Annotated in this window: 15 protein-coding genes and 3 tRNA genes; 10 read left to right on the forward strand and 8 right to left on the reverse strand. The window is 73.2% G+C overall.

Features of this window, described 5'->3' with window-relative positions; all coding sequences use genetic code 11:
* The 3 genes from ACZ45Z_RS31545 to ACZ45Z_RS31555 all read right to left on the reverse strand — a co-directional run.
* A partial coding sequence (locus ACZ45Z_RS31545; RefSeq protein WP_468369779.1) for a serine/threonine-protein kinase occupies positions 1 to 1,911 on the reverse strand: 1,911 nt, incomplete at its 3' end.
* 177 nt (positions 1,912 to 2,088) lie between these two features.
* Positions 2,089 to 2,571, reverse strand: a complete 483-nt coding sequence (locus ACZ45Z_RS31550; RefSeq protein ID WP_468369782.1) for a MarR family winged helix-turn-helix transcriptional regulator — start codon at positions 2,569 to 2,571, stop codon at positions 2,089 to 2,091.
* Positions 2,568 to 3,260, reverse strand: coding sequence for a DJ-1/PfpI family protein (locus tag ACZ45Z_RS31555; RefSeq protein ID WP_468369784.1), 693 nt, complete (start codon positions 3,258 to 3,260; stop codon positions 2,568 to 2,570). The genes ACZ45Z_RS31550 and ACZ45Z_RS31555 overlap by 4 nt, the downstream gene beginning before the upstream one ends.
* 287 nt (positions 3,261 to 3,547) lie before the next feature.
* Between ACZ45Z_RS31555 and ACZ45Z_RS31560 the strand changes: the two genes are divergently transcribed.
* From ACZ45Z_RS31560 to ACZ45Z_RS31570, 3 genes are all read left to right on the forward strand, one after another.
* On the forward strand, positions 3,548 to 4,912 hold the full coding sequence (locus ACZ45Z_RS31560; RefSeq protein WP_468369788.1) for an aminotransferase class III-fold pyridoxal phosphate-dependent enzyme: 1,365 nt from the start codon (positions 3,548 to 3,550) through the stop codon (positions 4,910 to 4,912).
* A 195-nt stretch (positions 4,913 to 5,107) separates the two neighbouring features.
* Positions 5,108 to 5,785, forward strand: coding sequence for a GntR family transcriptional regulator (locus ACZ45Z_RS31565; protein ID WP_468369791.1), 678 nt, complete (start codon positions 5,108 to 5,110; stop codon positions 5,783 to 5,785).
* A 95-nt stretch (positions 5,786 to 5,880) separates the two neighbouring features.
* Positions 5,881 to 6,531, forward strand: coding sequence for a hypothetical protein (locus ACZ45Z_RS31570; protein ID WP_468369793.1), 651 nt, complete (start codon positions 5,881 to 5,883; stop codon positions 6,529 to 6,531).
* Between the two features lie 81 nt (positions 6,532 to 6,612).
* Here ACZ45Z_RS31570 and ACZ45Z_RS31575 read toward each other — a convergent pair whose 3' ends face one another.
* Positions 6,613 to 7,449 carry an SLATT domain-containing protein gene (locus tag ACZ45Z_RS31575; RefSeq protein WP_468369795.1) on the reverse strand — a complete coding sequence of 279 codons (837 nt, stop codon included), beginning with the start codon at positions 7,447 to 7,449 and terminating at the stop codon, positions 6,613 to 6,615.
* 278 nt (positions 7,450 to 7,727) lie between these two features.
* Between ACZ45Z_RS31575 and purD the strand changes: the two genes are divergently transcribed.
* The 4 genes from purD to ACZ45Z_RS31595 all read left to right on the forward strand — a co-directional run bounded on the left by purD (position 7,728) and on the right by ACZ45Z_RS31595 (position 14,658).
* Positions 7,728 to 9,050: a phosphoribosylamine--glycine ligase gene (purD, locus tag ACZ45Z_RS31580; protein ID WP_468369798.1), complete on the forward strand. Its 1,323-nt coding sequence runs from the start codon at positions 7,728 to 7,730 to the stop codon at positions 9,048 to 9,050.
* 383 nt (positions 9,051 to 9,433) lie between these two features.
* Positions 9,434 to 11,692 (forward strand): hypothetical protein, encoded by a 2,259-nt coding sequence (locus ACZ45Z_RS31585; protein WP_468369801.1) that lies wholly within the window; start codon positions 9,434 to 9,436, stop codon positions 11,690 to 11,692.
* Between the two features lie 431 nt (positions 11,693 to 12,123).
* Complete coding sequence (locus ACZ45Z_RS31590; protein WP_468369803.1) at positions 12,124 to 13,602, forward strand: N,N-dimethylformamidase beta subunit family domain-containing protein; 1,479 nt, start codon at positions 12,124 to 12,126, stop codon at positions 13,600 to 13,602.
* Between the two features lie 156 nt (positions 13,603 to 13,758).
* Positions 13,759 to 14,658, forward strand: coding sequence for a phosphoribosylaminoimidazolesuccinocarboxamide synthase (locus tag ACZ45Z_RS31595; RefSeq protein WP_468369805.1), 900 nt, complete (start codon positions 13,759 to 13,761; stop codon positions 14,656 to 14,658).
* A 68-nt stretch (positions 14,659 to 14,726) separates the two neighbouring features.
* On the opposite strand, the gene ACZ45Z_RS31600 is transcribed toward ACZ45Z_RS31595, so the two are convergent.
* The 4 genes from ACZ45Z_RS31600 to ACZ45Z_RS31615 form a co-directional block, all read right to left on the reverse strand.
* A tRNA-Gly gene (locus tag ACZ45Z_RS31600) sits at positions 14,727 to 14,799 on the reverse strand.
* Positions 14,800 to 15,020: 221 nt separating this feature from the next.
* Positions 15,021 to 15,093: transfer RNA gene (locus ACZ45Z_RS31605), tRNA-Gly, on the reverse strand.
* Positions 15,094 to 15,167: 74 nt separating this feature from the next.
* A tRNA-Gly gene (locus ACZ45Z_RS31610) sits at positions 15,168 to 15,239 on the reverse strand.
* 119 nt (positions 15,240 to 15,358) lie between these two features.
* Positions 15,359 to 15,679, reverse strand: coding sequence for a histone-like nucleoid-structuring protein Lsr2 (locus ACZ45Z_RS31615; RefSeq protein WP_468369808.1), 321 nt, complete (start codon positions 15,677 to 15,679; stop codon positions 15,359 to 15,361).
* Between the two features lie 328 nt (positions 15,680 to 16,007).
* Here ACZ45Z_RS31615 and purS point away from each other — a divergent pair, with 328 nt between their 5' ends.
* From purS to purL, 3 genes are read left to right on the forward strand one after another with little or no spacing between them, the layout of a single operon-like run.
* Positions 16,008 to 16,253 carry a phosphoribosylformylglycinamidine synthase subunit PurS gene (purS, locus tag ACZ45Z_RS31620; protein WP_468369811.1) on the forward strand — a complete coding sequence of 82 codons (246 nt, stop codon included), beginning with the start codon at positions 16,008 to 16,010 and terminating at the stop codon, positions 16,251 to 16,253.
* On the forward strand, positions 16,250 to 16,957 hold the full coding sequence (purQ, locus tag ACZ45Z_RS31625) for a phosphoribosylformylglycinamidine synthase subunit PurQ (protein ID WP_468369814.1): 708 nt from the start codon (positions 16,250 to 16,252) through the stop codon (positions 16,955 to 16,957). The genes purS and purQ overlap by 4 nt, the downstream gene beginning before the upstream one ends.
* Complete coding sequence (gene purL, locus ACZ45Z_RS31630; RefSeq protein WP_468369816.1) at positions 16,954 to 19,233, forward strand: phosphoribosylformylglycinamidine synthase subunit PurL; 2,280 nt, start codon at positions 16,954 to 16,956, stop codon at positions 19,231 to 19,233. The genes purQ and purL overlap by 4 nt, the downstream gene beginning before the upstream one ends.
* Positions 19,234 to 19,276: the final 43 nt, after the last annotated feature.

The raw sequence follows: 19,276 nt of genomic DNA on the forward strand, positions 1-19,276 counted from the left end.
CCCCCCCCCCCCCCCCCCCCCCCCCCCCCCCCCCCCCCCCCCCCCCCCCCCCCCCCCCCCCCCCCCCCCCCCCCCCCCCCCCCCCCCCCCCCGCGGCTGTCTGTCGTCGCCCTGGAACTCCCGGCGCAGGGTGCCGTCACCGGCGAGGCGCAGGACGGACGTACGGCTCGGCTCGCAGCCGGGGGCGGCCCGATCGACGACCGTGGGGCCGACGGTCAGCCGGTCCCCGGCGGAGTACAGATCGGCGTGCGCCGTGCAGCGCCCGTCGGGGCCCTCGGCGACCGAGGTCAGCACCCGGCCGCCGACCGGCGCCCCTTCGATGGTCAGCCGGTGACCGCCGGGGCCCGGCAGGTGCCAGGTGCCGAGGTAGGCGTCCGGGACGGTCTCGGCGGACGGGGCGGTGCGGCGCAGTGTCGCGGTGCGGCCGGCCGCCGTCCACCGCAGCGTGCCGGCGCCGCCCGGTTCGAGGGTGTGCTCGCCGAGCGCGGCGCAGCGGCCGGCCGGGACGGACCGTACGACCCTGGTGTCCAGCCGCAGCGCCGGACGGCCGTCGCCCGCCCGGACCGAGACCAGTTGGCCGTCGCTCTTGCACTCGTACGTCGCGCCCAGGCTGATGCTGTTCGCCACCACCTCGCCGATCTCGCCGTGCGAGATCACGAACCGGCGCTGCTGCCCGGTGGGGGCGCCGTCCCGGAGCACCGGACCCTCCCAGGTGCCCACGTACCGGTCGGGGATGTCGGAGGGCCCGTCGTCGGTCGCGCCGCTCAGCAGGGCGGCGGCCACCACGGTCACGGCGGCGGCCAGGGCGGCCGTGGCGGCGAGGGGCAGCCACCGGCGCCGCCCGGCCGGCCACCGCTCCGGGGCCGCGACCACCCCGTCCGCCCCGTCGTCCGCTCGCGCCGCCCGTACGGTCGGGCCGGTCGTCGCCCCGGCGCCCCGGCCACCGGCGGCACCCGTCGCCGGCGGATACCCGGCCGACGGGGTATCGGTGTCCAGCAGGCGTACGGCGTGCCGGCCCAGGCTCGCGATCAGCTCGGCCGGCAACCAGGGCGCCGCCGCGCCGCCGGGTGCCGGGCCGAGCCGGGCGGTGATCTCCTCCGGCGCGGGCCGGGCCGCCGGGTCCTTGGCCAGGCAGTCCTCGATCAGCGCGCGCAGGCCCGTCGGCGCCCCGGTCAGATCCGGCGGGTCCTGCGCGATGCGGAACATCACCGCGTGCACGCCCGAGGCGGCGCTGCCGAACGGCATCCGCCCGGTCGCCGCGTACGCCAGCACCGACCCCACGCAGAACACGTCGCCGGCCGGGCCGACCCGGTGCCCCTGAACCTGCTCCGGCGACATGAAGGCGGGGGAGCCGACGACCATGCCCGTACGGGTCTGCGTCTGCTCGCCGACCGCGTCCAGCGCCCGCGCGATACCGAAGTCGATGACCCGGGGGCCGTCGATGGTGAGCAGTACGTTGGACGGCTTCAGGTCGCGGTGCACCAGCCCCACACCGTGGATGTCGCCCAGCGCGCGGGCCAGCCCGTAGGCCAGCCGCCGCAGCGAGTGCTCCGGCAACGGGCCGTAGGTGCCGGCGCGGCCGTGGGACCCGCCGACGACCTCGTTCAGCGCCGGTCCCGCGATGTAGCCGGTGGCCACCCAGGGAACGTCCGCCTCGGTGTCGGCGTCGAGCACCGGCGCGGTCCAACGGCCGCCGACCCGGCGCGCGGCCGCCACCTCGGCCCGGAACCGCTCCCGGAACTCCTCCTCGGCCGCCAGATCGGCCCTGACCAGCTTCACGGCGACGGTCCGGCCGCCCTCGGACCGGGCGAGGTAGACCCGGCCCATCCCGCCGCTGCCCAGGCGGCTGAGCAGCCGGTAGTCGCCGATCCACCGCGGATCACCGGGCACCAGCCCGCGCAGGCCCTCCATGGCAGCGCCTCCCCCATGTCGTGCGCAGAGCCTAGGCGCCGGGTGATCGCGCGACGGCGGACGGAGCGTTACGACGGGAGAACGATCGCCGGGCCGGCGGCCCGATCGCGTTCTCCTCGCTCACCCGGCTCACCCGGCTCACCCGGCTCACCCGGCTCTGCGGTACGCCGGCGTCGCTCACTCGGCGGCGGTCGACGGCAACGCCTCCAGAGCGGCCGAGAGTTCCTCCAGGGCCGTCATGACCCGGTGGAAGTCGCCCGGCCCGCCGAGCTGTTCGCCGAGGCGTTCGGCGAAGGCGGCGTGACCGGGGGTGATGCGGTGGATGGCGGCGCGTCCCTCCTCGGTGGGGGCGAGGAGCTTGGCGCGGCGGTGGGCCGGATTGGGCCGGTACTCGGCCAGACCGCGCGCCACCAGCAGGTCGGCGATGCGCTGCACGCTCTGGCGGGTGATGCCCATGGCCCGGGCGATACCGGCGACCGGCAGCGGTTCGGGCAGTACGGCGCCCAGCACCTGCCACCAGGCCGCCGTCAGCCCGGCGGGCCGCGCCAGTCCCTCCGCGACGGACAGGAACTGCCCGTTGAGCCGGAACACCGCGAGGGCCGTACGGCTGAGCAGCTCGGGGGTGGGGGGAGGGGGGAGCTTCGGCGGGGCGCCGGTCATACGGCCCCGTCCCGCTCGTCGCCGCCGGTCGCGGCGGCCGGGTCGGCGGCGGCCATCAGGACGGGGAAGGCGGACGCGTCCGAGTGGCCGAACAGCCGGTACCAGGCGTCGAGGACCCGCGGCTCCATGACGTCCAACTCCGCGAAGATCTCGCGGGCGAAGGCCACCGGCTCGGTCGGTCCGGCCGTGATCAGGCCGTGGTCGCGGACGGCGTCGGCCTCGCGGTAGTGCCCGCCGCCCTGGTAACCGGGCTGCGCGGCGAGATACGGCGCGGCGCCGCTGGTGTGCGGACGGTCGTCCAGCAGCCCTTCCCTGGCGATCCCCGCGGTCGCGCCGCAGATCGCGGCGACCGGCACCCCGGCGTCCAGGAACTCGCGCGCCTTCCGCGCGAAGGGCGCCAGCTCCTCCCCGGAATCCCACAGGAGCGCACCGGGAAGGACCAGCAGCGCACTGTCCCGCGGCCGCAGCGCACCGAGCCCCAGATCGGGCCGGATCCGCACCCCGCCCATGGTCGTCACCGGTCGCTCGGCCTCGGCGCCGACGGTGACCACGTCATACGCGGCGCGCGAGGGGCGGAAGTAGCCGCCCTGCCGCAGGTGCCCGACGGCGTGCCCGAACTCCCAGTCCGCGAGCGTGTCGTAGACGGCGAGGTGCACGGTGGCGGGCCGGGCGGCGGTGTGGTGGTTCATGACATCTCCTCGGCTGTGCGAAGGATGAGCTACGAGCTGTACGAGCTGTATGACAGCAGTCTGTCTTTTCGACAGCTTGCTGTCAACGCCTGGGATCGCCGTCCGGTCCCGCCCCAACCCGCCCTGTCCTGGAGCTTCCTACAGGACCGTAGGCATTCTGTCCGTGGGCGTGGTGAGCGCCATACACACTGTCGGTACCGATAAGCGCATCGTGATCCTTAGGCTGGGAGGCGTTCGCCGCTCCTGTCCACCGGCGGACCCGAGCGACCCGATCCGAGGTACTGACCGTGACCACGACGCATCCCGCCGCCGATCCTGCCGCCGGCGCGGCCGTGAAGGCCGACGACCGCGCGCATGTCTTCCACTCCTGGTCCGCGCAGGCCCTGATCGACCCGCTCGCGGTCGCCGGCGCCGAGGGCTCGTACTTCTGGGACTACGACGGCAACCGCTACCTCGACTTCTCCTCCCAGTTGGTCAACACCAACATCGGCCACCAGCACCCCAAGGTCGTCGCGGCCATCCAGGAGCAGGCCGGGAAGCTGTGCACCCTCGCACCGGGCTTCGCCGTGGACGTACGGTCCGAGGCCGCCCGGCTGATCGCCGAGCGCACCCCCGGCGACCTCGACAAGATCTTCTTCACCAACGGCGGCGCGGAGGCCGTGGAGAACGCCGTCCGCATGGCCCGGCTGCACACCGGCCGCGCCAAGGTGCTGTCCACCTACCGCTCGTACCACGGCGCCACCGCCGCCGCGATCAACCTCACCGGCGACCCGCGCCGCTGGCCCTCCGACACCGCCTCGGCCGGCGTCGTGCACTTCTGGGGCCCGTTCCTCTACCGCTCGCCCTTCCACGCCGAGAACGAGGGCCAGGAGTGCGAGCGCGCCCTGGCACACCTCGAACAGACCATCGCCTTCGAGGGCCCGCAGTCGATCGCGGCGATCATCCTGGAGACCGTCCCCGGCACCGCCGGGATCATGGTCCCGCCGCCCGGCTATCTGGCCGGCGTCCGCGAGATCTGCGACCGCCACGGCATCGTCTTCATCCTCGACGAGGTCATGGCCGGCTTCGGCCGCACCGGCCGCTGGTTCGCCGCCGACCACTTCGACGTCACCCCTGACCTGCTGACCTTCGCCAAGGGCGTCAACTCCGGATACGTCCCGCTCGGCGGCGTCGCGATCAGCGCGGAGATCGCCGCCACCTTCGACAACCGCCCCTTCCCCGGCGGCCTCACCTACTCCGGCCACCCCCTGGCCTGCGCCTCCGCCGTCGCGACGCTCAACGCCATGGCCGAGGAGCGGATCGTGGAGAACGCCGCCGAGATCGGCGAGAAGGTCATCGGCCCGGGTCTGCGCGAGATCGCCGACCGGCACCCCTCCGTCGGCGAGGTTCGCGGCATGGGCGTCTTCTGGGCCCTGGACCTGGTCAAGAACAAGGAGACCCGCGAGCCGCTGGTGCCGTACAACGCGTCGGGCGCCGCCAACGCCCCGATGGCCGAATTCGCCGCGGCCTGCAAGCGCGGCGGCCTCTGGCCGTTCGTGAACATGAACCGTACGCATGTCGTCCCGGCCTGCACGGTCACCGAGGCCGAGGTCAAGGAGGGCCTGGCGATCCTCGACGAGGCCCTGACGGCGGCCGACGCGCACACGGCCTGACTCCGGGCGCGGCGCCCGACGCGCACACCGCCGGACACCCCGCCGCACCCGGCCGGGTGTCCGGCGTCCCCCGCCCGGCCCCTCGCGCCCCCGGCGCGGCGCGTAGCCTTCACAGCCCTCGCCTATCGTGGGCGGGGGCCGCTCCCCACACGCGGTCAGGAGAGTCCTCACCGTCGTCGAAGGAGACGCACCCCGATGGCCGCCGGCGCAGACAGCGGAGTCATACGGCGCAGCACCCTGCGCCAGCAGATCGCCGACGCGCTGCGCGACGAGGTCCTGGCCGGCCGGCTGCCCTCCGGCCACCCCTTCACCGTCAAGGAGATCGCCGACCAGTACGGCGTCTCGGCGACACCGGTGCGCGAGGCGCTCCTCGACCTGTGCGCCCAGGGCCTCCTCGACGTCGAACAGCACCGCGGCTTCAAGGTCCACGCCTTCTCCGAGGACGACTTCCGCGCCATGATCGAGGCCCGCGTCCTCGTCATCGAGGGCATCTTCCGCAGCGACGCGGCCGAGGCGCTGCGTGAGACCCCCGCCGAGGTGCTGGTGTCCGTACGGCGCCGCGCCGAGGAGGCCGAGCGGGCCGCCCGGGCCGGTGAGCTGGACGTCCTGATCGGCTACGACGTGCGGTTCTGGCGTGAACTCAGCGGCATCGTGGGGAATCCGTACATCAGTGACTTCCTCGACCGCCTCCGCGTGCAGACCTGGATGTTCGCGGTGCCCCTGCTGCGGCGCGAGGACGACCTCAAGGGACATCTGTGGCACGGCCACGGCGAGTTGGCCGACGCGCTCGTCCGGCACGACCTGCCGGCGGCGCAGCGGCTGATCGCCGAGTACAACGCGCATTCCCTGGCTCTCGTGGGAACGCCCGGCTAGCACTACGCTGTCCCGACCATCGGCCGTAATGGGCCGTACCCGTACCCGTACGTGCGCCGGCGCCCCTGTCCCCGACCGGAAGCGAGCCCACACTCGTGGCATGTGACCTGTGGCTGGTACCCCTCGTCGATGTGCTGTGCCACAGCCCCGACAACCCCTTCTCCGAAGAGATCGCCGCCTACGACAAGGCGCTGACCGACGCCGGCCTGCCGCCGGTCCCGGTCTTCAGCTACATGCCGGGCCTCTCCGGCGACGTGGCGCCGGTCGCCGGCTTCGACTACGACGCGCTGCACTTCCTGCGCCGCGCCTACCTCCTGCGCCTGTGCGGCCTGGAGGTGACGCCGGTGGACGAACTGGGCGGTGACTACGAGCAGTTGCTGGAGATGTTCGAGACCACCGCGCAGCAGTCCCACCTGGTCTGGCACTACGACCACGCGGGCGCGTACGTCCCGGTCGACTTCCCGCATCCGCTCGCCGGCGACGAACTGCTGGAGGGCGGCGGCCCGTTGGGTTCCTCGCACGGTCTGCTGCGCGACCTCGAACTGGTCGCGCCGGCCCTGGGTATCGATCCGGCCAATCCGCCGGCCGCGCCCGCGCCGCCGGCCGGTCCGACCTCTTTGGAGGAGCGGGCGGCGGCCGTCCCCGTGGACGACGGCCCGTTCGCCCGGGAACGCCACGTCTGGCTGGGGCTGCACGCGGCCGCCACCCGGAGCCTCGGCCAAGGCTCCATGATCGTCTTTAGCTGACGGGCGGCGGGGGAGCCGGGGCGGCGGCGAACCGTGGCGGTCCGCCGCACCGCGGCTCCCCCGACCTCCATGGAGGCACCCCTATCGCGGCGGCTCCGGCGGCCGCTGCCGCGGCATGTTCGGCCGCGTACCGGGCGGCAGCACGAAGCGTCCCGGCGGCCCCGCGCTCTCCTGGCGCGGCGCCGCCCACGCCACCATCGTGTGCGTCGCCTGCGGCACCGAACCGGCCCGGAAATCCGCCATCCAGTCCGCCGTCTCGGCCCGCACCAGCTCCCCGATGTCCTCGTTGAACCGCCGCAGCACCCCCAGGCAGCGCTCCGCCGCCTCGCTGGCCGTGCCGTCCGCGGGCCCCAGCACCTCCCGCACGCTCTCCGCGGCCCAGTCGAACTGCAACGCCTCCAGCCTGCGGTGGATCGCCTGCGCCGTGGCCAGGTCCCGCATCCAGCCGGACGTCACCCCGAAGTAGCGGTCGCAGCCCACGCACACCGCCGCCAGCAGCAGCGTCAGATAGCCCCAGGACGCCACGCCGTCCCAGGTCCCCGCGAGGTCCAGCAGCGGCAGCACGCCGCTCACCGCCACCCCCGCGGCGGCCCCCAGCCGCAGCGTCCGCGCGCCCCGGCGTTTGGCCAGCCGGTCGCGCAGGTACCAGTCGGCGGCGCGCAGCGCGCCCTCCTCGGCCCACAGGTAGAGCGCGTCGAGGCGGTCGGCCGGTTCGCCCCAGTCGCCGAGCGGGAAGCCGCGGCCGGCGAGGTCCTCCCGATCCCGGCCCGGGCCGCGCAGCCCGCCCCGCGCCCGGCCCGGCATCCGGCCCGGCCGGGGAAGACGATCATGGTCGCGCCGCCAGTCTCCTCTCCGGCCCCGCCGCTGCCCGCCCTCCCCCCGAGAGGGCCCCTCGGGCTGCATCTCCGGCTGACTCACCCGTGCACTCCCTCTATACGGATACGTGCGGTGCGCGCGTTGCGGACGAGACGGCCGTTGCACGCAGCCCCCATTCCTACCGCCGAACGGTTGGCCTTGGTCCCAAGATCGCTTGATTTGCGCCCGGAAGTGGTGCGGGATCGGGTATAAGGCCACCGGTCATCTCACCCGAAAGAGTTGCCGCCGGGAGGACCGGCGGATTCCGGCCGCCGCCGCGACGCCCGCCTCCTCCCGGCCCGCGGCCCGGCCCGCCGCCTCGGGCGACTAGGCTGCCCCCCGTGAAGGTCCTCGTCATCGGCGGCGGCGCCCGCGAACACGCCCTGTGCCGCTCTCTGTCCCTCGACCCCGACGTCACCGCGCTGCACTGCGCTCCCGGCAACGCCGGTATCGCCGAGGTGGCCGAACTCCACGGGGTCGACGCCCTCGACGGCACGGCCGTCGCCGAACTGGCCGCCGGCCTGGCGGCCGACCTGGTCGTGGTCGGCCCCGAGGCGCCGCTGGTCGCGGGCGTCGCGGACGCCGTGCGCGAGCGCGGCATCCCGGTCTTCGGCCCCTCCGCCCAGGCCGCCCAACTGGAGGGCTCCAAGGCGTTCGCCAAGGACGTGATGGCCGCCGCGGCCGTGCCCACCGCCCGCAGCTATGTCTGCACCACCGCCGCCGAGATCGACGAGGCGCTCGACGCGTTCGGCGCGCCGTACGTCGTCAAGGACGACGGCCTGGCCGCCGGCAAGGGCGTCGTTGTCACCGACGACCTCGCCGCCGCCCGCGCGCACGCCCTGGCCTGCGTCGCCCCCCGCGCCGCCGCCACCCCCGGCGCGCCCGCCGTCCAGGGCCAGGCCGTCATCGAGGAATTCCTCGACGGCCCCGAGGTCTCCCTCTTCGCCGTCACCGACGGCGAGAGCGTCGTCCCGCTCCAGCCCGCCCAGGACTTCAAGCGCGCCTACGACGGCGACGAAGGCCCCAACACCGGCGGAATGGGCGCGTACAGCCCGCTGCCCTGGGCCGACCCGAAGCTGGTCGACGAGGTCATGGACACCGTCCTGCAGCCCACCGTCGACGAGCTGCGCCGCCGCGGCACCCCGTTCTCCGGACTGCTCTACGCGGGCCTGGCGATCACCTCGCGCGGCATCCGGGTGATCGAGTTCAACGCGCGTTTCGGCGACCCCGAGACCCAGGTCGTCCTCGCCCGCCTCAAGACCCCGCTCGCCGGCCTGCTGCACGCCGCCGCCACCGGCACCCTCGCCACCTTCCCGGCGCTGCGCTGGAGCGACGACGCGGCCGTCACCGTCGTCATCGCCTCCCACAACTACCCCGACACCCCGCGCACCGGCGACCCCATCGAGGGCCTCGCCGACGTCGCGGAGCAGGACGCCCCCCAGGCGTACGTCCTGCACGCGGGCACCAAGCGCGACGACTCCGGCGCGGTGCTCAGCGCGGGCGGCCGGGTGCTGTCCGTCACGGCCACCGGCACCGACCTCACCACCGCCCGCGACCGCGCCTACCGCGCCGTGGACCGGATCTCCCTGGCCGGCTCCCAGCACCGTACGGACATCGCCGCCAAGGTCGCGGGCGAGGCGGCGGACGGGGCCTCGGGCAGCTAGTCGCGGGCCGGTCCTCGCGGCCGGTCCTCGCACGCCGAGAAGCCGTGCCGACCACCCCTTCCGGCCCGACATCCCTCAGCGACCCCTCAGCCACCCCTCGGTTCCCGGCTTTACCCAAAGCCATTCCATCGAGTGACCACACCGGCTATCCGGCTGACGGGAGCCACACCCCCAACTAGGGTGCCGCGCAAGCGTCCTTCGGGCGTCGGGCCGGGAATCGGCGCGGCTGCCGTGGCCGCGTCCGGCAACTGGCTCACCGGCATTGCGATGTCAGTGGCCGGTGCCACAGTGGTGGAGGAGCGAGCGATGCTCACACCGCGCACATTTCCGTCCCGTGTTCTCTCCGTCCGTCTCCACCAGGACAGCAGGGGGTGTACAGGCTCGTGACAGGTCCGGAAACAGGTGTCCTGGCGGCGCGTGCCCGCGCCCTCGCCGTATTGCGCATCCGCGGTACGGCGCTGGCCGCGGCGCTGCTGCCCGCGGCGGTGGCCGTCGTGCTCCTCACCGGCGCGGCCACCGGGCACCTCGGTGCCGGGTCGGGCGCGGGCTCCGGCTGGGGCCTCGCCCGCTGGATCGTCTGCGGCCTCGCCGTGGTCGTCCTGCTGCTCGCGGCGCTGGTCGCCGTGGTCGTCGCCCGCGCCAGACCCGCGCTCAGCCCCTCCGTGCCGGTCTCCGAGAAGTCGGCACCCGATCTCTACCGCCTCGTCCGCGATCTCGCCGACCGCCTGGAGGTCCCCGCGCCCTCCGCGATAGCCCTCACCCCGGACTGCGACAGTTGGCTGGAGGACCGTACGCACCGCGCCCACGGCCCGCCCCGCGGCGCCGCGCGGCCGGCCCGTGGCGAAGGGCGCCGGGAGCCCGAGGCGCCGGTCCTGGTCATCGGCTCGCCGTTCCTGTGGTGGATGCGGGTCGCCGAGCTGCGCGCCCTGCTCGCCCCGGTCGTCGCGGGCACCGGCCCGTCCGCCCACCCGGACATAGCGGCCGCCCGCCGCTTCATCCGCGGGCTGGACGCCGCGGTGGCGGTCGCGGGCCAGGGCCGGGGCCCGCGCGGCCTGGCGTTGCGCTTCGCCGGCCGGGTGGCCCGGCTGCTGCTGCGCGCCTGCCGCGACCACGCCACGATCATGGAACGCGGCGTCGCGGCCGCCGCCTCCGAGCGCGCCCAGACCGTCGACTACGGCCTGCGGATCGTCGCCCAGGAGCAGGTCGGCCTGGCCTACGCCGGCTGGGACCGCCTGCTGACCCGCGTCGCGCTGCCCGCCTGGCGCATGGGCCGCTGGCCCTCCCGGCTGGACGCCGGCGTGGTCTCCGCGCTCACCGAACTCTCCCGCCGTGACCGCCTCGCCGAGGGCTTCACCTCCCGCCTCGGCGAGCGCCCCGCCTGCGACCTCCTGGAGGAACCGGGCGCCATCGACCGCGCCGCCTCCCTCCTGGCCGCCCGCCTCTTCCACGGCGGCCCCGCCGAACCGGGCCCCGACTGGTCCCCCGTCGGCTGGAACCAGTACCCGGAAGAGGTGGTGGACCGAAAGTGGCGCCTCGAAGCCGCCCGCCTCCACCGCGCCCTCGACGCCCTGCCGACCCTGGGCCCGGCCCCCACGACGGGTGCCGCGGGCCCGGCGACTGACGCGGCCGACTCGGCGGCGGACGGGGCCGACTCGGCGGCGGACGGGGCGGGCCCGGCGACGGACGCGGCCGGGGAGGCCACGGACCTCGTCGACCCGACGGCGGACGCCACGAGCCCCGCCGCGACCCCCCTCGCCCCGGCCACGCACGCCGGGGGCCCCACCACAGCCGCCGCGTCCCCCATGACGTCAGCCGCGCCACACTCGACCGACCTCGCCACGCCCGCAGCGGCACCGACGGACACGGCCACACCGCCCATCCCGGGTGACGCGTCCGTATCGGCTGCCCCACTCACCCCCGACGGACCGTCCGTATCGGCTGCCCCACCCGCCCCCGACGAACCATCGACCCCGGCAACGCCGCCCGCTCCGGCCACGCCGCACGCGTCCCCCACGGCCGACACCGCCCCGTCGACAGGAACACCCGCCACCCCGCGACCAGGAGCCACCACCGCCCCACCGGAGGGTTCCACCGCCCCATCGGCCGGTTCCGCGGCCCCCCTGCCCGGCCCGGAAGCTCAGCACCCCGCCGACGACTCCTGCGCCCCCGCGCCCGGTCCCACGCTCGCCCGGGTGATCGACCGGTTGACCCGCGACGACGGGGTCGGCGACCTGCTCGCCGCCCGGCTGGGCGCGGAGGTCGCGCGTGAGGAACGCGAGGAGGCGGCCCGCCAGGCCGCCCGTGGCGGATCAGCCAAGGACGCGGTCGCCGGCGTGGCATGGGGCGACGGTCTGGTCGAGGGCGGCGGCCTCCCGCTGTTCCCGTTGCAGCCGCCCCGCACGGGCCGCGAGCTGCTCGCCGACCACATCACGGCCATGGTCTGCTGCGCCGCCGTCGACACCGCCGGCGCCACCCCCGGTCTGGACTGGCTCGACGGCCCCGCGCTGCTGGTGGACGGCACCCGCCGCTCCGACCTCGGCAGCCCGGTCCTGAGCCTGGTGGACGACGGCGACGCGGAACCGCTCCGTGGCTGGCTGACCACCATCGGCGTCCGCCCGGAGAAGCCGGTCCGGCTGGTGTGACCCGTGGCGGGGGCCACGGCCGCCACGGGCCTCACCGCCGGCGCGCCGCTTCGCCCCCGCCACCTCCCCGCACTCCAATGCGCCCCCACCGCCCCCACGCCCGTCCTGCCCACCCGGGCCCGTTCCGCCGCCCACCGGGGCCCCTTCCGCCGCCCGCCCCGGCCCCCTTCGGCCCCCGGCCCCGCCCGCACCGGCTGAATGTTCCCCTCCAGTTCGCGTTTCGGGCCTTGTGGCCCTTCAATTCACGACGAAGGGTGACGAAGTGAGTGCGTAATGTGATGTGCTGGGGGGTGCCCGGGTCCGTTCAGCCGGACACCACGGGACCGTCCCCGCCGCAGGGAGACGGCGGGGGCGCACAAGAGACGACGGCCGGTCGGCCGCGGCCAACCCGGCCGGCCGAGGCCGAAGGGGACGCGGGAGGGGAGTGGAAGGTGGCGACGGAACAGATCAGGCGCTGGGAGTCGGGCGCCCTCGCCCACGCGGTCACGGACCCGTTCGGCCAGGGCCCGCTGCCCTGGCTGCGCGGCAGCGAGAACTACTTCGAATCCGGCCAGGTCGTTCCCTGGTACGTCGATCCCTCCGTCGCCCAGGGCGACCTCCGCGTGCCCGCGCCCCGCAAGCACAACGGCCCGCGCAGCGCCGACGACGTGCACCGCCAGATCAAGGGCTTCGCCAGTACGGGCGCGGTGGCTCCGGGCGAGGCCATCGATTTCCGCGTCTCGGTGGACCCGCCGCAGCCGTTCAGCATCGACGTCTACCGCATCGGTCACTACGGCGGTGTCGGCGCCGCCAAGATCACCACCAGCCCGCGCCTGGCCGGCATCGTCCAGCCGACCCCGCTGACGGTCGACCGCACGGTCTCCTGCCACCACTGGTGGCTCTCCTGGCGCCTCCAGGTCCCCACCTACTGGAACCTCGGCGCGTACGTCGCGGTCCTCACCACCGCCGACGGCTACCGCAGCCACATCCCCTTCACGGTCCGCGACGACCACCCCGCCGACCTGCTCCTGCTGCTGCCCGACATCACCTGGCAGGCGTACAACCTCTACCCGGAGGACGGCCGCACCGGCGCCAGCCTCTACCACGCCTGGGACGAGAAGGGCGCTCTCCTCGGCGAGCAGGACGCGGCCACCACCGTCTCCTTCGACCGCCCGTACGCCGGCGCCGGCCTGCCCCTCCATGTGGGCCACGCCTACGACTTCATCCGCTGGGCCGAGCGCTACGGCTACGACCTCGCCTACGCCGACGCCCGCGACCTGCACGCCGGCCGCGTCGACCCGACCCGCTACCGGGGCCTGGTCTTCCCCGGCCACGACGAATACTGGTCGGTGCCCATGCGCCGCACCGTCGAACGGGCCCGCGACCTCGGCACGTCCCTGGTCTTCCTGTCCGCCAACACCATGTACTGGCAGGTCGACCTCCGCCCGTCGCCCGCCGGCCCGGATTCCCTGCTCAGTTGCCGCAAGCGCCAGGGCCCCGGGCGCCCCGCCCTCTGGCGCGAGGCCGGCGACGCCGAGCAGCGGCTGATGGGCATCCAGTACGCCGGGCGGGTCCCCGAGCCCGCCCCGCTGGTCGTCCGCAACGGCGAGCACTGGCTGTGGGAGGCCACCGGCGCGCACGAGGGCGACGAACTCCCCGGTCTGGTCGCCGGCGAGGCGGACCGCTACTTCCCGCGCACCAGCCTCCCCGAACACACCCACCGCATCCTGCTCGCGCACTCCCCCTACCGCGACGGTGAGGGCGCCCGCCGCCATCAGGAGACCTCCCTCTACCGCGCCCCCAGCGGCGCGCTGGTCTTCTCCTCGGGCACCTTCGCCTGGTCCCCGGCCCTGGACCGGCCCGGTCATGTGGACCAGCGCGTCCAGCGGGCCACGGCCAATCTCCTGGACCGGATCTGCAAGCGCGACTGAGAGCCCCCCGGGGCGTGCCGCCCGCCCGAAGCGCCGACACGCCCCAACAGCCCGCCCTGAGCCGCCTTCCCGCGCCCCGCCCACCCTGCGGCGGCGCCGCCCCCGCGCATACGGGAGAATCGAACCGACTCCTGGATCAACCTACGCGGAGGCAGCGTGTCCGGTTTCGTAGAAAAGCCCGAGCCCGTGCAGGTCCCGGGGCTCACCCACCTGCACACCGGAAAGGTGCGCGACCTCTACCAGAACGCCGCCGGCGAACTGATCATGGTCGCCAGCGACCGCACGTCCGCCTTCGACTGGGTGCTCCCCACCGAGATCCCGGACAAGGGCCGCGTCCTGACCCAGCTCTCCCTGTGGTGGTTCGACCAGCTCGCCGACCTCGCCCCGAACCACGTCCTGTCCACCGACGTCCCGGCCGGCGCCCCGGCGGACTGGGCCGGCCGCACCCTGGTGTGCACGTCGCTGTCCATGGTCCCCGTCGAATGCGTGGCCCGCGGCTATCTGACCGGCTCCGGCCTCGCCGAATACGAGCAGACCCGTACGGTCTGCGGCCTGGCCCTGCCCGAGGGCCTGGTCAACGGCTCGGAACTGCCCGCGCCGATCTTCACCCCGGCCACCAAGGCCGCCGTCGGCGAGCACGACGAGAACGTCTCGTACGAAGAGGTCGCCCGCCAGGTCGGCGTCGAGGTCGCCGCCCAGCTCCGCCAGACGACCCTCGCCGTCTACAGCAGGGCCCGCGACATCGCCCGCGAGCGCGGCCTCATCCTGGCGGACACCAAATTCGAGTTCGGGTTCCGCGGCGAGGAACTGACCCTGGCCGACGAGGTCCTCACCCCCGACTCCTCGCGCTTCTGGCCGGCCGACCAGTGGCAGCCGGGCCGCGCCCAGCCGTCGTTCGACAAGCAGTTCGTCCGCGACTGGCTGACGTCGCCGGCCTCCGGCTGGGACCGCGCGAGCGAGCAGCCGCCGCCCCCGCTGCCCCAGGACATCGTGGACCGCACCCGCGCCAAGTACACCGAGGCGTACGAGCGCCTCACCGGCCTGCCCTGGACCTGACCGGGCACCGCCCCGGGCGGACAGACGAAGAAGGCCCCGGTCACCAGGACCGGGGCCTTCTCTCTTTGAGCGGACGACGAGGCTCGAACTCGCGACCTCAACCTTGGCAAGGTTGCGCTCTACCAACTGAGCTACGTCCGCACGCTCCGCACGGGGCCTGAAGGCCGCCCTCGCGGTGCGGGCACCACTATAACCAACCTCGCGTGCCCACCGCCCCGCCGCCTACGCCCCACCGGGCGGTGATCCCGGTCACGCGCCGGGAGGGAAGGGGGAACGGGAAAGGAAGCGGGGCCCGGAAAGGGAAAAGCCACCGGACATACGAAGAAGGCCCCGGTCACCAGGACCGGGGCCTTCTCTTTCTGAGCGGACGACGAGGCTCGAACTCGCGACCTCAACCTTGGCAAGGTTGCGCTCTACCAACTGAGCTACGTCCGCAGGCATCCACTCGGCTTTCACCGAGCGGCGCGACAGCTACTCTACCTGATCGAATAGACCGGTTGAGCAGTCAGAGCGGGTGACAGGGATCGCACACTGCGCCTCCCCCTTGGAAAGGGGGCGCTCTACTACTGAGCTACACCCGCGTGACTCCGTGGAGTTCGGCCTTTCGGCCTGGCCCCTCGGCGTGCTCCAGACTCTAGCTGATCAGTAGGGGTGCTGTGCAAGTCGGCCGCACGTGGCTCGCGGGGTGCCGGCGAGGCGGTCAGTGGTTGGCCGCGTTGAACGCCTCGTAGACCTTCTTGGGGATCCGGCCGCGCGGCGGGACGTCCATCTGGTGCGAGCGGGCCCAGGCGCGGACGGCCGCCGGGTCGGGCGTCACCGCGGTGCGGTGGTAGGCCTTCCCGGACTGCGACCGCTTGCGGCCCGCCTCGACGTAGGGCGTGAGGAGGCCGCGCAGTTTCTTCGCATTGGCGGGATTGAGGTCGATCTCGTACGACTTCCCGTCCAATCCGAAGGCGACCGTCTCTGCGGCTTCTCCTCCGTCGATGTCATCGGAGAGCGTTACTACTACGCGCTGCGCCACGGATATCGGTCCTTTCGTGCAGCAACCCCGGGTTGACATGGGGTGATGCTTGAGATCCTGCGGATAGGGATCAATGCTTTTTCATTTGTACAGCGACGGGCATTGCATTGTGAAGCCCAGTTAATTTTCTCAGCGTGTCATCCAGCAATCGGGACCCTAGATCTTTTCAAGGATTTTCCCCAGTGCGCACTCGTGCCGATACCGGACCGTGATGGGCGCACCGTATATCTATGCGCGTAGATTTTCGAACGCGGTAGTGTGAGGTGACCGATCGGGGTCCGGGGTGTCCCCGGAGAAACACAGCCGCACCACACCACCGGGAGTGCCAGTGGCACGCGTCGTAGTCGACGTCATGCTCAAGCCGGAGATCCTCGACCCGCAGGGGCAGGCGGTGCAGCGCGCACTGCCTCGTCTGGGTTTCGACGGGATCGCCGACGTCCGCCAGGGCAAGCGTTTCGAACTTGAGGTGGAGGGTCCGGTCGACGACGCCGCCCTCGCCCGTATCCATGAGATGGCCGAGACCTTCCTGGCCAACACCGTCATCGAAGACTTCACCGTCCGGGTCGACTCATGACAGCCCGTATCGGAGTCATTACCTTTCCCGGCACGCTCGATGACCGCGACACGCAGCGCGCGGTCCGGGTCGCCGGGGCCGAGCCGGTGCCGCTGTGGCACCGCGACAAGGACCTCAAGCAGGTCGACGCCGTGGTCCTGCCCGGCGGCTTCTCTTACGGCGACTACCTGCGGGCCGGGGCCATCTCCCGTTTCTCGCCGGTGATGGACACCGTTATCGAGCAGGCCAAGGCCGGTATGCCGGTGTTGGGCATCTGCAACGGCTTCCAGGTGCTGACCGAGACGCACCTGCTGCCCGGCGCGATGCTGCGCAACAATCACCTGCACTTCATCTGCCGCGACCAGAAGCTGCGGGTGGAGAACGCCGGCACCTCCTGGACGACGGACTACGAAGCCGGCCAGGAGATCGCCGTCCCGCTGAAGAACATCGACGGCCGTTATGTCGCCGACGAGCGGACGCTGGACATGCTGGAGGCCGAGGGCCGCGTCGCGTTCCGTTACCTGACCGACGGCGAAGCCGCCGACGGATACGGAAATCCCAACGGCTCGCTCCGCGACATCGCCGGCATCACCAATGAGGCGGGCAATGTCGTCGGCCTCATGCCGCACCCGGAGCACGCCGTCGAGCCGCTGGTCGGTACGGGCCGTACCGACGGGCTCGGATTCTTCACCTCGATCCTGAAGAAGCTGGTCAACGCCTCATGACCGAGCGAAGCGAGGGCACCATCAAGCACAGCCTCGACACCGTCAAGCACGCGGCCCACACGCCGGACACCGAGCAGCCGTGGGCCGAACTCGGCCTGAAGCAGGACGAGTACGCGCGCATCCGCGAGATCCTCGGCCGCCGTCCCACCGGCGCCGAACTGGCCATGTACTCGGTCATGTGGTCCGAGCACTGCTCGTACAAGTCCAGCAAGGTCCACCTCAAGCAGTTCGGTGAGAAGGCCCCCGAGACCGACGCGCTGCTGGTCGGCATCGGCGAGAACGCCGGCGTCGTGGACGTCGGCCAGGGTTACGCGGTCACCTTCAAGGTCGAGTCGCACAACCACCCCTCCTACATCGAGCCCTACCAGGGCGCGGCCACCGGCGTGGGCGGCATCGTCCGCGACATCCTGGCCATGGGCGCCCGGCCGGTCGCGGTGATGGACCCGCTGCGCTTCGGCGCGGCCGACCACCCCGACACCAAGCGGGTGCTGCCCGGCGTCGTCGCGGGCATCGGCGGCTACGGCAACTGCCTGGGTCTGCCCAACATCGGCGGCGAGGTCGTCTTCGACCCCTGCTACCAGGGAAACCCGCTGGTCAACGCCCTGTGTGTGGGCGTGATGAAGCACGAGGACATCCACCTCGCCAAGGCGTCCGGCGCCGGCAACAAGGTCATCCTCTACGGCGCCCGCACCGGCGGCGACGGCATCGGCGGCGTGTCCGTCCTGGCGTCGGAGACCTTCGACTCGACCGGGCCCGCCAAGCGCCCGGCCGTCCAGGTCGGTGACCCCTTCCAGGAGAAGCTGCTCATCGAGTGCACCCTGGAGATCTTCAAGGAAGACCTGGTCGACGGCATCCAGGACCTCGGCGGTGCCGGGCTGTCCTGCGCCACCAGCGAGCTGGCCTCGGCCGGTTCCGGCGGCATGCGCGTCGAGCTGGACACCGTGCCGCTGCGCGACTCCTCCCTCTCGCCCGAGGAAATCCTCATGAGCGAGTCGCAGGAACGCATGTGCGCGATCGTCGAGCCCGGCAACGTCGACCGCTTCATGGAGATCTGCGAGAAGTGGGATGTGATCGCCACCGTCATCGGTGAGGTGACGGACGGCTCGCAGCTCGAGATCTTCTGGCACGGCGAGCAGATCGTCGACGTGCCGCCGCGCTCCGTCGCCCACGAGGGCCCGACCTACCACCGGCCGTTCGCCCGTCCGGACTGGCAGGACGCCCTCCAGGCCGACGACGCGGGCAAGCTGGCCCGGCCGGCCACGCCGCAGGAGCTGCGGGAGCAGGTGCTCGCCCTCGTCGCGTCGCCGAATCAGGCGTCGAAGTCGTGGATCACCGACCAGTACGACCGCTTCGTGCAGGGCAACACCGTGCTCGCGCAGCCGGAGGACTCCGGCATGGTGCGGATCGACGAGGACTCCAACCTCGGCGTCGCGGTCGCCACGGACGGCAACGGGCGCTACGCCAAGCTCGACCCGTACACCGGCGCGCAGCTCGCGCTGGCCGAGGCGTACCGCAACGTCGCAGCGACCGGCGCCAAGCCGCTGGCCATCTCCGACTGCCTGAACTTCGGCTCGCCCGAGGACCCGGCCGTCATGTGGCAGTTCGCCGAGGCCACGCGCGGGCTGGCGGACGGCTGTCAGACGCTCGGTACGCCCGTGACCGGCGGCAACGTCTCGCTGTACAACCAGACCGGCGAGGTCGCCATCCACCCGACGCCGGTCGTGGCCGTGCTCGGTGTGATCGATGACGTCAACCGCCGTACGCCGATGGCGTTCGCGGACGAGGGCCACCTGATCTACCTCCTGGGTGACACCCGGGAGGAGCTGGGCGGCTCGGCCTGGTCGCAGGTCGTGCACGACCACCTCGGCGGCATGCCGCCGAAGGTCGATCTGGAGCGGGAGCGGCTGCTCGCCGAGATCCTGATCTCCGCCTCCCGCGACGGCATGATCGACGCGGCGCACGACCTTTCCGACGGCGGCCTGATCCAGGCGCTGGTGGAGTCGTGCCTGCGCGGTGGCAAGGGCGCCCGCCTGGTCGTCCCGGACGGCATCGACCCGTTCGTGCTGCTCTTCTCGGAGTCGGCGGGCCGCGCGCTCGTCGCCGTCCCGCGCAGCGAGGAGCTCCGCTTCACCGACATGTGCGGTGCGCGGGGGCTGCCGGCCACCCGTATCGGCGTCATCGACGGCGAGGAGATCGACCTCCAGGGCCAGTTCAGCATTCCGCTGAGCGAGCTCAAGGACGCGCACGAGAACACCCTTCCCGGCCTCGTCGCCTAGCGGCACGGTCAGGCGTCACACGGCGGTCCGTCCCCACCCGGGG

This window comes from Streptomyces sp. NPDC031210, from assembly GCF_055570395.1.